Raw genomic sequence first — 14,535 nt, 5'->3', positions numbered from 1 at the left:
AAATATAGCCTGCCCACCCAGGCTTTAGAAGATTAAAAAGGCTGCTTTAAGCAGCCTTTTTAAGCGATCGCGCCAGACTTTATAGCATTTCTCAGTTGGGTGGAATATATCGTGGTTCTAACGTTTGGTAGGGGCATGGCAATGCCATGCCCCTACAGCCCGAAGTCCAGAAAAAAGAGGCTCTGCCTTGCTCGCTTGGGCTGTTCGCGTCAAAATAAAGAAAAGTAAATATTCTTATCTTGTTTGACAAATTTTGTTAAAAATGGCGCTGCAACAGACAGATAATTTTGACTACGACTTGGCAATTGTCGGCGGTGGTATTGTAGGGGCAACCCTCGCTTGTGCTTTGAAGGATTCCGGGTTGCGGGTAGTGTTAATAGAGCGATCGCGTCAATCTGCTGCTGTAGCCATAGGACGAGCATACGTCATTTCCCTGATGTCGGGGCGCATCTTCCAGGGAATCGGCATTTGGGATAAAATTTTGCCTCAAATTACTGAATTTGGGCAAATTAGCCTCTCAGATGCCGAATATCCCGGCGTGGTGCAGTTCTATCCCCCGGATTTAGGCACGGAAAGATTGGGTTATGCGGCGGAACATCGGGTGCTGCTAACTGCTTTGCAAGAGTGTCTAGAAAATTCCCCGAATGTGTCGTGGCTTTGTCCAGTAGAAGTGGTGAACGCAGAATATAAAGCTGAAGCGGTAGAGATAGAATTGAGTGCCGACGGCGATCGCAAAGTTATTAGAACACGCTTACTAGTGGCGGCAGATGGGGCGCGATCGCGCATTCGGGAAACAGCTGGTATCCGCACCCAAGGCTGGCACTACTGGCAATCCTGCGTAGTGGCTACGATTAAAACCGAAAGACCCCATAATAATATCGCCTACGAAAGATTCTGGCCTAGTGGCCCGATGGGAGTTTTGCCGTTACCGGGAAATCGCTGCCAAGTTGTGTGGACTGCACCCCACGCGGAAGCGAAAGCCTTGAAGGAACTAGACGAAAAGGAATTTCTCGCAGAACTGGAACACCGAACAGGTAGAGAGTTGGGGCATTTGGAACTTGATGGCGATCGCTATCTTTTTCCGGTACAGTTGATGCACAGCGATCGCTACACTCTTCCCCGACTAGCTTTGATTGGCGATGCAGCCCACTGTTGCCATCCAGTAGCGGGACAAGGGATGAATTTGGGGATTCGGGATGCAGCTGCGATCGCGCAAATCTTGCAAACTGCCCACAATTCGGGTGAAGATATCGGGGATATCCGCGTACTCAAACGCTACGAACGCTGGCGCAAAACTGAGAACCTGACAATTTTAGGTTTCACCGATTTTCTAGATCGAATGTTTTCTAACAATTTCTTGCCAGTTGTAGCAATTCGTCGTCTAGGTTTATGGATGCTGCGACGGATACATCCTGTGAAGAAGTATGCTTTGCAGTTGATGACTGGTTTAAGGGGTCGCCATCCAGAATTGGCTTCTCGCTAAAATTACCTCTGGCTGAAATATTAATTGGTAATACGCTGCTACCTAATTACCAATTAACACCAGTGATGTTTAATTACTCTTACCTGCTAACTATGTAAATACACCTTCTTGTTCAGGGTTAAAAATGTATTCGTAGTCAAAAACCAAAGAATTAACATGACGAATAATTGAAAACCCAAAATGAGTCACTATATCTGTATTAAAAGTAGCCATGACTAGGTGAATTAATTTCTTTTCAGTAATATTGGGTTTCTGAACAAAATAATTGCGCCTTTCAAAAAACTTTTTTCTAGATGTAGGAACAATTATACCGTTGACTCGGTGAGCATATTGAATAGGTTTGATGTAGGTATTAAGAAACTCTTCTTGGTTTATCTGAAGTTGATACAACCTTTCATGTTGTAACCAACTCATGCTAAACATCATTTTAATGAGTTCAAAACCCAAAATGTAATTAAATACGTTGTTTCGTTCTTCTGTACTCAGAACCAAGCGGAGAGCGGATTCTAAATATAAATCAGGCTGTCTGCTAACATCTTGAGCTGAATGTATATAAAACTGTCTAATATAACTTCTTAAGACAGTTTCACTTAGCTCTAGTTGAATCTGAAATTGTTTTAAATGTTCTTGAACACGTTGTTGAGTATTTTTGTCCTGAAGCCTTTTAGTAACTAAACCAGTTGCCGTATAATCATCTAAAAATTCGGCTTGCATTTCTGGAGTAGCCGCACACATTAGATGACACAAAGAAAGTACATAACGGCGCTGGTTCCAAGGCAAGCTTTCAGCCCACGTTTTGGCTTCCGGAGGCAGCTTATCAAGAATACTTTCTGAGTCGGTTTGGAATAAAATTTGCGCTTCCATAGATGCTTGTTGAGCCATGACTTGAATGAATTATAAGTAGGTATACAAATCGGAGCCTAAAATACATTCAAACAACCTAACAATTAGTCAGGTTAGGTTAAAATAAACTGTTATATTCATTTTGTCCTCCCTACTGAATCACCCTGATATCAGCAATAAAATTTATTGCTGGTTACGCAGCGCTAGAGATTTCCACTCGCCATTCGGCAGTTATGCCTATGGGTGGGAAGCTTTGCGGTAAGAGGGGACGATTTTATCCACTTTTCCCCGGTTCTTTCTAGAAGATGCGGCTGTCTAGTCATTAAGAGCAGTAATTGCGGGAGACACATTTAGAATCACCCCTATTACTAGGATTCCCGAATTAAATACGTTACTAACACTAGAAAGATAAAAAGTGCCGAATTTCTTGCCAGAAACCCGCGTAGCTTGGGCGATTAGGGCAAAAAACCAAGGCTATAACGGCATTTGTTGGGTAACGCGATTTCGCACGAACCCAAGGAGCAATGAGAGGGGTTGTGGCGCTGGCGTGGAGAGATTAACCAGAAAGTATTGGAACCCACGAGACGGCTTGCGGTTGAGGAAGCTGTCTTAAATCTTTACAAGTTTTTTAATCGCATCCACGTCAATATCAAATCTTTGAGTAATTTTGTCGATAACCTTGGATTCTTCTGGTGTCAGTGCGCTATCGAGTTCGGATACTCTGTAACACTGCGCCAACAGGGGAATAGCATAATCGCGGTTAAGTTGATCTAAAAGCGTATCTAAAGGCTGAGGAGATTTAATATTAGAAGCGATCGCATCTATTGATGCGGGGCTGAGATTCGCCGCCTGTAAGGAAGGGAGAATGTCTTCCCAAGACTTGCCGGGATAACTTGCCACAATTGTATGAACCAGTATCCGATCCATAATCGCTTGTTGCGCGATCGCAGTCTGCAAATAACTTTCACTCGCCGCCTGCGTTTCTACCAGCTTATCATCCGATACCTGCGAATGCAGCTGTGCCTCATAAAACCGACAAGCCGCATAACCCAACGCATAGATCATCGTCGCATTTGCGCTGGCACCAATTACCGCACCCGCCACAGGTGTAGCTTTCAACAAACCTAAACCCGCCTTAATTCCTTGACTCCCGCCCAGCGACAAACCAAATATAGCTAACACTTCACCTTTACGGGCTGGATCTTTCAAATCTAACCCATAAGCTGCGGCAATCTGATAAACCATTTCCGCTTGCAACAGTGTCGTCGCTGCCAAATCAACAGTCAACAACGCCAACGCCTGTCCGGGCAAAAAGCTAGTAGCCAAACCCATCCCGCCGCCATAAACTGCTTTTTCCACCATTAAACGATGGGCAACCTGATTGGGGCTTTCCTCTGGATGCTTTTGCTGTAAATCTCTAACAGCATTTTCGGCTTTTACCACATCAACTTGATTGATGATACCGAGTAGCCAAGTTGTAGGTAAGGCTCTGGTGACATGGCGTAAAAATTGGTTATCGCCTACATAATTAACCGCACGTCCTGCACCTTGCGTAGTTTGCGAAATCAACTTTTGCGTTTGTTTCGCCGCCGTCTCGCCAACACCAGCTGCTGTCTTTACTACAGCTTTGCCTGTTCTATAAGCCGTGTTGCCTATTGCGGCAACTCCTCCAACGGCTGTTTTTACGATCGCTTGCCCAGAAGCCGCAACTGAATCCCAAAACGACGGTTTGACATCCGTGGACTGTGTATCGGATTCCACTTTTTCAGATACAATTCCCGGTTTGTTTTCCATCGTTCAATTCCCATTCCCACCAGGCGTTCTTTTTTGAGAATATCTTGCCAGAATGCGATCGCGCCTGTATCAACAGAAAGAAAAACACTTTGTGTTCTCTTCTCCCTTCCCGCCTCAGTACCACTTTGGTAACTGCAAGGCTTGCATTCCTCTTTTCCTCTGCCCTATACAGCGTCTAGAATAGTTCGTTTAAAAGACTATATATGAGCGCACAGATTCCCATTCTATAAGTATAGCCCTAAATCAAGAAATATTAGTAATAAATGATACAAAGATTAAAGATATTACTGAAACGTTGCACAGGTTGACGCGATCGCACTCTTCCAGACATTCGATCGCATCCGGTAAAGTGAAGAAATAGCGCATAGTGCGATCGCTTCCCCTGGCTAGTGGTGAAAATTGATGACAGGTACAGTAACAAATCAGCAGGAGGACATCACCCCAGATATGTTGAAGTCCAAGGATAAACCTCGTGTCTCTTGGCAGGTTCTTTTTACCCTGCTGATGTTTTTTTATATGTACCTACCCATTCTGGTACTTGGCGTTTACAGTTTTAACGAATCTGCCTATGGCGCTGGGTGGGAAGGATTTACCTGGAAGTGGTATCTCAAACTGTTTGGCGACTCTCGCGTTCTCACAGCACTGCAAAATAGCTTGACAGTAGCATTTTGTGCGGTAGCGATCGCTGCTGTTATTGGTACGCTGATGGCAGTAGGTTTAGCGCGTTATCGCTTTCCTCTTCAAAGCTTGTATCGCGGCGTTGCCTACCTACCCCTGATTATTCCCGATATTGCGATCGCAGTCGCCACCTTGGTATTTTTAGCAGTAATTGGCATACCTCTTAGCCTTTGGACAATTGTCGCCGCTCATGTCGTCTTTTGTCTTGCCTACGTGGCCCTTGTCGTCTCTTCCCGAATTAGCGCCCTCGATCCCCACTTAGAAGAAGCCGCCCTAGATTTAGGGGCGACACCAGTGCAAGCTTTTATACAAGTGTTGCTTCCGGAGTTGATGCCAGCAATTATCTCTGGTTGTCTATTATCTTTCGTCCTCAGCATGGACGACTTTCTGATTGCCAGCTTCACTGCTGGTACTGGTGCCACAACTCTACCAATGGAAATCTTTAGCCGCATCCGCACTGGCGTTAAACCTGATATCAACGCCTTGAGCGTTATGTTAATGATAGTTTCAGGTGTTGTTGCCTTTGTTGCTGAATTACTCCGTTATCGCAGCGAACAAAAACGGTTTAAGTAGTTTTTTTGAGTTTATGAATTTTAAAATTTTAACTAGAAATATTGTCAAAAAATTAACTTTTTTTAGGGTATAATGATTTAAAAAATTTTAATCTAAGTGTTTTTTCAATAATGGAAATCTATCTGTATTTTTAAAATACAGATAGATTTCCATTATCTAATAATACCGCCCTGCGACACGAAAGTAAATAATTAATTTTTCCTACTCATATTCCTAAACGAAAAATTAACGAATCAAATAGAACCGCTGGTATATAGCAATTCTCGGTTGCATAGATAACAGTGTAGGGACACGGCATTGCCGTGTCCCTACGAGGGTTTGTGCGGCTCTAACCAGCCATTCTGAAGAAGAACCCCACAAAAAAAGCCCAGATATACTGGGCTATGTCGCTATTTACTAAGTTATTTTTCTAGGCTTACCAAAGCAATTTAGCTCTTTTAAACTTTCTGCTGGTTTTGCTTAACAACCAGCAACCTGCACCCAAAGCACCAAAAACCAAAAAACTAACAACAGAGTTAAGCTTTGCAACAGAATGGGGTACGGGTATTACATCGGTGGTGATGGGATTGAGTTCTAAGAACGAGCCATCGCTAAAAGGCGCACTCAGAGAAAGGTTAGAATTGGTGATAGTAATCTCATAACAATTAATGTAGTCGTGGCAAGTAGCCGGAAGTATAGGCTTTTCAGAAATGTCTCCAGCAGGTACTAAGCTAACAGCAGCGGCGGGAGAGATATTTGTCAGCAATGCGATCGCGAGTGCGATCGCGACTACTAAGAGTTTTTGCCAAATCTTCGTCATTTTTTGTATCCGATTCTCTAACTTCGGTAGGTTGGGATGTGCGTCCAGAACCAGCAGATAGCTACCAATCTGTTTAGCAGTACGCCTAAAAACATGCCTAGATAAAAATGGCATAATTTCAAGACAATTACCAGCATTTCGGCGCGGTTTTATTGAAAAAATAAATTTAGATGGTCATGTTAAAGCCTGAATTAAGTTGGTCATGCCAAGACAGTAACCTAAACTGACCAAATACTTTTTGGATTGACATGAAAAAAGGAGGCTGATAATCAACCTCCTCTTGAGAACAAATCAGTAGAAGTACGCAATCGTGCGCCCCTACAAATTTCGATTAAACTAATTTCAGATCCGGATACTCAGCCAGCAAGTCATCAGTAGTGAGCGTGTCGCCGTCTGCTTGGGGTGTCCAGAGAACTTCTACAGCGAGTAAGCGATCGCTTGAAATACCACCAATTTGACGTAAAGCTTGACGCAGATCGTCGGTGCTATTAATTTTCGGTAGTTCCAGATTACCTTCCACACCCACTACCATCGTCACAACGAGGTATTCACCAGGGTCTTGTGTCATCAGTTCACCACCCGCAGCAGTTCCTGGTAAAGATGCTTTAGGAGCAGCTGCTCTGAGCTGATTATTGACGTTAGAAAGAGTTTCTTCAGTAAACTTACTACGTTCGCCCAGCGCTAGCTGATTGAACTTAGCTTCTGCGGCTTGTAACGCCGTTTGCTGAGATTCACCCGCACCGTAAACCCAGTATTCCGGGTGACGTAGCAAAGCTAAGGTGCTTTCTTGTAGAACTTGGGCGCGACCTTCGGCGGAACTTGTATCTGCTGTACGCGCCAGCTGGTCTAGCTCTTTTTGCAGACTGCGGGCTTCCGACAACAAACCAACTTGTACCCGTGCGACGGAAACCTTGGGATTGCTGTAGCCGAGGGAGTCCACTTCGCCACCATCGCCAGCACGAACACGACGGAAGCTGGAAACCAGGAAGTTAGCGATCGCCAAGAATATCAGAATACTGAACAGACCGCCGCCTCCCCCACCAAAAAAGAAGGGGAAAAGTAACGGGAAGCCAAAACCGCCACCACCGGGATAGGGCGCGGGATAGTATCCTCCTCCTCCTGGTGCGTAAGTACGGCCAGGAGGTGAATAGCTGCGGCTGGGCGCTCTGAAACCGCCACTACCTCCCATCCGCCCACCTGTGCGGGCTGCTAAAGCTCCATCAGCATGACTAAATGCCAAAGTTAGGACGAGCCCAATGACGAGCAGAGATTTAAAAAATGGTTTAATTGTTGAAAGTATTTTGTTACGCATTAAACTATGCCTCTTGAATCTGATTAAACTGTAGCGGCTCTTGCAGCTCAAGGCATCTTTCGATTGGCATCACCGGGTACATATTTAATCTATCGCTTGGTTTCTGACTCTGGGGACTATACGGGGGACGGATTACCGACCCTTTTTCTAGCCGCCGCCGACGATGGTGACGATTTCTAAATTGTCCCCTTGTTTCATCTCAGTTTCCGACCAAAACTGGCGATGCAGAATCTCACCGTTGTACTCAACAGCCACTAAGCGCGGGTTTAATCCCAATTGTTCCAGCATTTCGGGCAATTTGGTATGCGGCGAACAGCTACGGGGTTCGCCATTCACCTGAAGCTCAACCTGATGAAACTGATTAGACATGAGATTGGGGAAGACGAGCATCAATTGTGCGAAGAGTTTGCACTCGACCCAGTTGCGAGATGAAATACTGAGCCATCAACATCGGCTGATCTGACTGCATAATAGCGCGGACAACTGCCACTCTCTCGGCTCCCGCTCCCAGCACATCATTTAAGTTATCCACCTCAATGCCACCAATTGCAAACCAGGGAATCGGGGAATTTGCAGCTGCATAGCGGACGTATTCTAGACCAGCCGCCGCTTTACCAACTTTGGTCGGAGTCTCGTAAACTGGGCCTACCCCAATATAATCAGCGCCTTCAGCGATCGCGCGTTGCATCTCTTCTGGATTTGTGGTGGAACGACCGATCAGGCGTTGTGGCCCAAGTATCTGACGAGCGATCGCAATTGGCATATCTTGTTGTCCCAGATGGATACCATCGGCATCCACAGCCAAAGCTAGATCCACCCGGTCATTCATAATAAATAATGCACCGTATTGATGGCACAGCTGGCGGAGTTTGTTAGCGTGAGCCAGTTTTACGTTATCGTCGGCTGTTTTTTCTCGGTACTGTACCAGAGTTAGTCCCCCTTGCAGGGCGGCTTCGACGATGGAAAACAGCTCTTCCGAGGCAGATGTTACCAGATACAGACGCGATCGCAACAGTGCCTGATGTCGTTTGTAAGCCAGCAAGCTGCTCTCTAAGGTATACACCCGATAGCGCATCTGCTTAGTCGCCGCTCCCATATCCGGGTCATAAAGCTTGCTATACTCTTCCAGCACCCGCAACGCTTCTTCCACCCTGGAGAAATTTACCTGCAACAAATGCTCAATACTGGAGCGCTGTTCTTCTTGAGGATGGCTCAGCTCTGTGCCTGGGTCGCCGGGAGTATCCCGCGCTGCCCTCAGTTCAATACTATGCCAGCTCGCTAGCTCCTGCCGCATTTGCTTGCATTCATTTACAAGTGGGGAGCTATTCATGCCGAAGCGACACCATTCCTCAATAATTCGCAAGCCTTCTCTGGCTCGGTCTAGATTGGCATCTAAAATGCGGCAAACAGCTGGCTGTGTTTGTATGGGCAAATCGCCGACTCGCCCTCGAACGCTGTGTTTCTCGCCCATCGCAACCACTCCATTATTTTTCATCGTAACAGTCACTTCCCCTTGTTCGCGAAATATTTAAGGTGAGAGGGTGGCACGCCGAGCCAAATTTTGCCATTAACCCATCTATTTTATACAAACGGATAAAAAAATAAAGACGCGGGGATTAAGTATGTTGAACAAAATAAACATAACTTGTATTGCATCCATTGATTAAAAATCTTGTCGAAAATAAAGTATGTTGGTAAGATATGACCCTGCACATTGAAAAAATTAATCTTCTGATAGATGGCTGGAAACAGCTTTTTAGAAATGTAAAAAGATGGGTAGTGTCTATCCAGCATTGGCGTGCATAAACTAAAACTAGGTGCCAATGCCATCAAACTTCACCTTGTATTGCAGTGCCAACTTGAGAGGAGTAGAGCCGTGAGTTTGACACGCCCCCGCAATCATAAAATTTCGGATTTCGGATTTCGGATTTTCGATTATCAAATTTCAGGCAAGAGCCGCCACAATATTCGTACCTGTAGTATTGTCCTGGGAATAGTGGCGGCGACAACAATACCGTTTTGCCTAGATGTAACCGCAGTAGTGGCACAGTCTAATGTAGCTCAGCCTGGTGCTGATAGCACCATGAAAATGCTATACGTCAACCCAACTGCTGGGAATGACACTAATGGCAATGGGGGTGAAAAGACACCTTTCCAAACCATTACCCAAGCATTGCGGGTAGCTGGAGCCAACACCACGATTATCCTTTCTCCCGGCACTTACAGCCTGGAGACGGGCGAAGTTTTTCCCTTGAGGCTAAAATCGGGGATCACGATTCAAGGCGACCCCAGCAGCAAAGGGCAGAATATTGTGATTAAAGGCGGGGGCGGTTTCCTGAGTCCGACCTTTGCTGGTCAAAATATAGCGATCGCCTCAGCTAACCAATCCACAATCACAGGGGTAACGGTAACTAATCCTAATCCGCGAGGTTACGGTCTGTGGATTGAATCCAACAGTCCCCTCGTTGTCGATAATACCTTTACTGGAAATACACATGATGGGGTTTCTGTCAATGGAAAAAGTTCGCCCACGATTCGCGGGAACAACTTCTACAGCAATGGCGGAAATGGCATCACCATATACGGCAGCTCTAGCCCTGAAGTGCGGGAAAATGTGTTTCAAAACACAGGATTTGGCATTAGCGTCGGTCAGAATGCCGCACCGCAACTGATTGGAAATCGCATTATCGGCAATAAAGATGGTGTAGTTCTCGAAGGTAAGGCGCAGCCCATCTTACGGAACAATGTCATAGAAAACAATACTCGCTATGGGTTAGTGGCAATTTCTCAAGCTCGTCCCGATTTGGGGAAAGCTGACGAACCGGGAGGTAATGTTTTTCGTGCTAATGGTGAATTAGACCTTTACACCAAAGCTTCCAATCAAATTATTCCCGCTTTCGGAAATCAGATCGCCTCCCGTACAGAAGGAAACATTGATTTAGGTGGTGTCGCTACTCCCGCCGTCGCCAGCAACACTCTGGATCGGGTTCCTGCTGCCCTATCGCCAAGGCAAATATTGCCAGTCGCCAGAGCGATCGCACCGAGCCAGAATTCTCCATCCTCAGCTATAGACCCAAATTGGCGGAGTGAGCCAACCTTTTCCACCCCAGGACAACGCGCACCCAACAACACAGCTATAAAACCTGTGCCGCCTGCATCAAGGTCGCGATCGCCCCGGTCTTTACCAACGCTACAGGGTACCTTACCAGCCTTACCGCCTCTTCCTCAGACCTCACCGTTACCAGTTCCAGCAACACCGCCTGCATCAAGGTCGTCTCTACCTACTCTCGACCCTCCTAGGCAGTCTAGGACTTTACCAGCGCTACCGTCGTTAACGCCCTCTTCCTCGTCGCCAGCGTCGCCTACTCAACCCAGGGTTATAGACTTTGGCGCTTCGCCAGAGGAGCCTCTAGGAAATCCGAATTCTCCAGATTTACTGCCAGTGCCTAGCGCTAATATTCCCCTGGGGAATATTGGCGACCAGACAACGACTACAGGGACGAGAAATTCGTCTCGCCGTAGCAGTAGTACGCAGGCGCGAGGTTTGCGCTATCGGGTTTTGGTGAATGCTCAGGATTCGCGCCAAGAAGCTTTAGTGCGATCGCTGGTTCCGGATGCCTTCCGCACTGTCGCCAACGGTCGCGGAGTGATGCAAGTGGGAGTATTTAGCAGACGCGATCGCGCTAACGAAATTGTGCAAATGCTGGATAACAAGGGTGTGGAAGCTATTGTTGAAGAAATGAATTGACAATTGCTAATAGTTAATGGCTAATAGCTAATTGTTCAAAATCTATTAGCCATTAGCCTATGCAATTATTAATTTTTATCGGTTTACAAGCTTCTGGAAAAAGTACGTTTTTTCGTACTAATTTTGCCGAAACCCATAAACTTGTTAGCAAAGATTTATTGCGTAACAATAAAAAGCCCTCCAGAAGGCAAGCACAACTGATTGAAGAGGCACTTCAAGCCGGAGCATCAGTAGTTGTTGATAACACTAACCCAACAATTGAGGATCGTGCCTCTCTAATTCAGTTGGGTTGTAGCTACAATGCTGAAATTATCGGTTATTACTTTGAATCGATCTTAACCCAATGCCTTGAGCGCAACCAGCAACGCACGGGGAGAGCCAGAGTTCCAGATGTAGGGATTTATGCCACAATCAAGAAACTAAAACCCCCATCTTATGCGGAAGGCTTTCACAAGCTATTTTACGTGCAGATTGCTGATAACTCTGCTTTTGAGGTGCGGGAATGGAATAAAAATGAGGTAGCTGATGGATAATGATGCGTTTGAGAAACAAATGCGCGAACTTTAGTATTTCCACTCGCTGCGTCTATTACCTCAGAGGATGTTTTAAAAGGGTCAAATTGGGTTCTGAAAGCTACCTTAGAAGGAGACTAAGTAGCCTCAACCGTTGATTCTATCGTAGTAAAGCCTGAGTAGTTGAAGTAGCCAAAGTCGGTCAAGGAGACTTTTAAAACATCCTCTCAAGCGTGGGTGATAATTCGTGTAGATGGTCGCGGATTTTCGCGGTTTACCAAATCGCGATTTGAAAAGCCATTTGATGTGAAATTTCACAGTTTAATGGTGCAAACTGCCAAAGCATTGATAGAAGAACTCCACGGTATCTATGCTTATACAGAAAGCGATGAAATCTCGGTGCTATTCCGTCCAGAGTGGGATTTTTGCGATCGCAGTCTCGAAAAAATTGTCTCCATTTCTGCCAGCATTGCCAGCGCTACATTTACCCACGCCGCTGAAACTGTAGTAAATTTTGATAGCCGCGTCTGGCTGGGTGCAAACAAATCCCAGGTAGTAGATTATTTTAATTGGCGACAGGCAGATGCTACGAGATGCGCCTTGAATGGCTGGTGTTATTGGACGCTACGCAAGGCTCGTGAAAGCGTTGGAAATGCAACATCTGCCCTTGAAGGTAAGTCTGTGGCGTTTAAAAATCAATTGCTTTTTCAAAACGGAATTAATTTTAATGAACTTCCCGCCTGGCAACAACGGGGAACAGGTTTATATTGGGAAAAATACGAGAAAGAAGGCTACAATCCAATTCAAGATAAAGCAGTTTTAACTACACCACGACGGATCAAGATTGAAGAAGAGTTACCTATGAAAGATGCTTAGGGGGAATTTATTCGCCACATTTTTGCTACTCATGAGGCGGCAAAGGAAGCTTGAGTTAGACTTGCCAGGATAAAGTTCCGGTATTGTAGTAGCGCGATTTATCACAGAAATTTCTGATAAATTGTGGTATTCAGTAACTCAAAGGTGTTTTTCTGGTCATCAAAACGAATAGTATCAACTTTAGTCTCACTTTCAAAATCTTCTCGTTTAAATTCGATTCTGTATTCACGAATCGATGACAGAGGATATAAAGCCGCACTAATTTCCTCTTCTTGAATACTGAACTTAAAACATATTGGCAATAACAAATTATTTTGAAAGCGAAAATCTTTGTAACCGTACACAACAGTTGCATCAGAACCTAATGGGGCAAACCGCGTTTCTTCGGTATAAATATCGTGAGAATGAGGATGTCTTTCTAGAGTAACAAGCCCGGCTTTTAAAGTTAAAAGATAAAGCAATCCTGATAATTGACATAAGCCACCACCAAAATCTGCCTTCAGTTGGTTGCCAACAATTGCTCGTCCTTCTAAATAACCTTTTGCTTGGTCAGGCTTTCCTACTAGATGCCAAAAAGAGAAAACTTTACCTGGCTGAATTTCTACATCTTGAATTCTTTTTATTGCCAAAGCTAAATTGTGTTTTTTATTTTCTGATAAGCTAGTTTTTTTAAGTGTTTGACAAATAACTATCTGTTGCTGAAATAAGTTTTTTTGTTTGTCGCTTGTCGGATTATAGGTTACAAAATTGCTATATTGACCCTTGGACAAATCTAATGCGTATCTTTGCATTACTTTTAAACGTACTTTTAAATTAGGCGGGATTAGTTTTTTCATATCATTATTGTATTTTGCACTTTTCAGTTGTAGGCTCGGTTAAGGAACGTAACCTAGTCTACGCTTACTGAATTGTACTAAGTAAAAAATCTGCGGTTTTTGAGATGAAGTTTAATCTAGTAAATGCACTGATAAAGACTTATGTAGCTAAATTAAGTAAAACATTTAATCACATTTTGATTAGTTTCACCATGTAATAAGAGGACATAACTTTTATAAAACTGTGGCACATCAACTTATCAAGAGGTAGCAAAAGCTGACGGCTTTTAGGTGGAAGGCGATGAATTGGGAAAAAAGCAACTCCTATTAATTCCTCAAGCTGCCATTTTTCTGCACACATTTGCCGAATATTCTCAAGAAAAAATGAAGTTGCTCCGTGTCAGGATTCAGGCTTATATGAAATTAGCTTTCTGCGTAAAGCTGATGGAATATCGAAAATTAAAATTCCATTAGGACGAAGAATTCTGTGACATTCATTGACGATAGACTGAATTTTTTCTTTACTTAGATGCCTGAAAAGGTGTAAACAAAAAACTACATCATAACTATTCGGCTCTACTGGAATATTATCTGCTGATGCTAGGATTAAGTTCTTATCAGGATATTTATTATTAGCTATTTGAAGCATATTGCCACTTACATCAAGTCCATCTGTGGCAAAGTTCAGAAAACGTCCACTCCCACAGGCTAAATCAAGTACAGTTTTGTCTTTATAATTAGCTAACCACTGACTCAAAATTTCTCTTTCTTGAGTATCGATATAACGACCATAGGAATTGTTAAACCTCGAACTATCATAGTCACCCGCAATTTCTTCGTAGTATAGTTTTACTATTTCATCGTTATTATTTGACTGATACATAATCAACTAAATTTTTTACATTTTTTACAAGGAATTTTTAAGCAAAAAAAGATTATTTGCCTTTTTATTATTGACACCTATTCGGATGCAAGGGTTCCAGATATAGCAGACCTAAATAATTCGTTAAGGCGAGATTTTCAACTGCAAGAAGTCGGAAATCTGAACCCCGAAGCCCTAGCTCACAACTCTAGCGAGGATGGCTATAGCTGCCAATAATTG

General features: G+C 44.3%; 14 protein-coding genes and 1 pseudogene. 6 read left to right on the top strand and 9 right to left on the bottom strand.

The features are described from left to right. Nucleotides 1-262: 262 nt before the first annotated feature. The gene (locus H6F66_RS18230) at nt 263-1,483 is read left to right on the top strand and encodes an FAD-dependent hydroxylase (RefSeq protein WP_190423888.1); all 1,221 of its coding nucleotides are present in this window, start codon (nt 263-265) and stop codon (nt 1,481-1,483) included. Nucleotides 1,484-1,573: 90 nt separating this feature from the next. Here the strand turns inward: H6F66_RS18230 and H6F66_RS18225 are convergent, their stop codons facing one another. From H6F66_RS18225 to H6F66_RS28985, 3 genes are all read right to left on the bottom strand, one after another. Beyond that, entirely contained in the window at nt 1,574-2,365 is a 792-nt protein-coding gene (locus H6F66_RS18225) for a hypothetical protein (RefSeq protein WP_242018995.1), read from the bottom strand. A gap of 570 nt (nt 2,366-2,935) precedes the next feature. Continuing rightward, nucleotides 2,936-4,120: an EcsC family protein gene (locus H6F66_RS18220; protein WP_190423887.1), complete on the bottom strand. Its 1,185-nt coding sequence runs from the start codon at nt 4,118-4,120 to the stop codon at nt 2,936-2,938. 243 nt (nt 4,121-4,363) lie between these two features. Beyond that, on the bottom strand, nt 4,364-4,486 hold the full coding sequence (locus tag H6F66_RS28985; RefSeq protein ID WP_277874032.1) for a hypothetical protein: 123 nt from the start codon (nt 4,484-4,486) through the stop codon (nt 4,364-4,366). Between the two features lie 36 nt (nt 4,487-4,522). Here H6F66_RS28985 and H6F66_RS18215 point away from each other — a divergent pair, with 36 nt between their 5' ends. Beyond that, on the top strand, nt 4,523-5,371 hold the full coding sequence (locus H6F66_RS18215; RefSeq protein ID WP_190423885.1) for an ABC transporter permease: 849 nt from the start codon (nt 4,523-4,525) through the stop codon (nt 5,369-5,371). A gap of 415 nt (nt 5,372-5,786) precedes the next feature. Here the strand turns inward: H6F66_RS18215 and H6F66_RS18210 are convergent, their stop codons facing one another. From H6F66_RS18210 to H6F66_RS18195, 4 genes are all read right to left on the bottom strand, one after another. Further along, a complete protein-coding gene (locus tag H6F66_RS18210; protein WP_190423883.1) occupies nt 5,787-6,170 on the bottom strand; it encodes a hypothetical protein in 384 nt (127 codons plus the stop codon). A 331-nt stretch (nt 6,171-6,501) separates the two neighbouring features. Then, entirely contained in the window at nt 6,502-7,482 is a 981-nt protein-coding gene (locus H6F66_RS18205) for a DUF1517 domain-containing protein (RefSeq protein WP_190423880.1), read from the bottom strand. Between the two features lie 147 nt (nt 7,483-7,629). Next, nucleotides 7,630-7,851, bottom strand: coding sequence for a sulfur carrier protein ThiS (gene thiS, locus H6F66_RS18200; RefSeq protein ID WP_190423879.1), 222 nt, complete (start codon nt 7,849-7,851; stop codon nt 7,630-7,632). Next, nucleotides 7,844-8,953: a thiamine phosphate synthase gene (locus H6F66_RS18195; protein ID WP_190423877.1), complete on the bottom strand. Its 1,110-nt coding sequence runs from the start codon at nt 8,951-8,953 to the stop codon at nt 7,844-7,846. The genes thiS and H6F66_RS18195 overlap by 8 nt, the downstream gene beginning before the upstream one ends. A gap of 405 nt (nt 8,954-9,358) precedes the next feature. Between H6F66_RS18195 and H6F66_RS18190 the strand changes: the two genes are divergently transcribed. The 4 genes and pseudogenes from H6F66_RS18190 (at nt 9,359) to H6F66_RS28495 (ending at nt 12,618) form a co-directional block, all read left to right on the top strand. Beyond that, nucleotides 9,359-11,230 carry a DUF1565 domain-containing protein gene (locus H6F66_RS18190; protein WP_190423875.1) on the top strand — a complete coding sequence of 624 codons (1,872 nt, stop codon included), beginning with the start codon at nt 9,359-9,361 and terminating at the stop codon, nt 11,228-11,230. 59 nt (nt 11,231-11,289) lie between these two features. Next, nucleotides 11,290-11,763 (top strand): ATP-binding protein, encoded by a 474-nt coding sequence (locus H6F66_RS18185; RefSeq protein ID WP_190423873.1) that lies wholly within the window; start codon nt 11,290-11,292, stop codon nt 11,761-11,763. A gap of 198 nt (nt 11,764-11,961) precedes the next feature. Beyond that, nucleotides 11,962-12,252: pseudogene (locus H6F66_RS28500) on the top strand (tRNA(His) guanylyltransferase Thg1 family protein); the annotation flags it as partial. Between the two features lie 21 nt (nt 12,253-12,273). After that, the gene (locus H6F66_RS28495; RefSeq protein ID WP_277873801.1) at nt 12,274-12,618 is read left to right on the top strand and encodes a hypothetical protein; all 345 of its coding nucleotides are present in this window, start codon (nt 12,274-12,276) and stop codon (nt 12,616-12,618) included. Between the two features lie 101 nt (nt 12,619-12,719). Here H6F66_RS28495 and H6F66_RS18175 read toward each other — a convergent pair whose 3' ends face one another. Beyond that, a complete protein-coding gene (locus H6F66_RS18175) occupies nt 12,720-13,454 on the bottom strand; it encodes a VanW family protein (RefSeq protein ID WP_190423869.1) in 735 nt (244 codons plus the stop codon). Nucleotides 13,455-13,833: 379 nt separating this feature from the next. Next, nucleotides 13,834-14,316 carry a class I SAM-dependent methyltransferase gene (locus tag H6F66_RS18170; RefSeq protein WP_199294824.1) on the bottom strand — a complete coding sequence of 161 codons (483 nt, stop codon included), beginning with the start codon at nt 14,314-14,316 and terminating at the stop codon, nt 13,834-13,836. Nucleotides 14,317-14,535 lie beyond the last annotated feature (219 nt).

Source organism: Trichocoleus sp. FACHB-6 (assembly GCF_014695815.1).
Taxonomy (GTDB): domain Bacteria; phylum Cyanobacteriota; class Cyanobacteriia; order Cyanobacteriales; family FACHB-T130; genus Funiculus; species Funiculus sociatus.
This window is presented reverse-complemented; position numbering and strand designations above follow the sequence as displayed.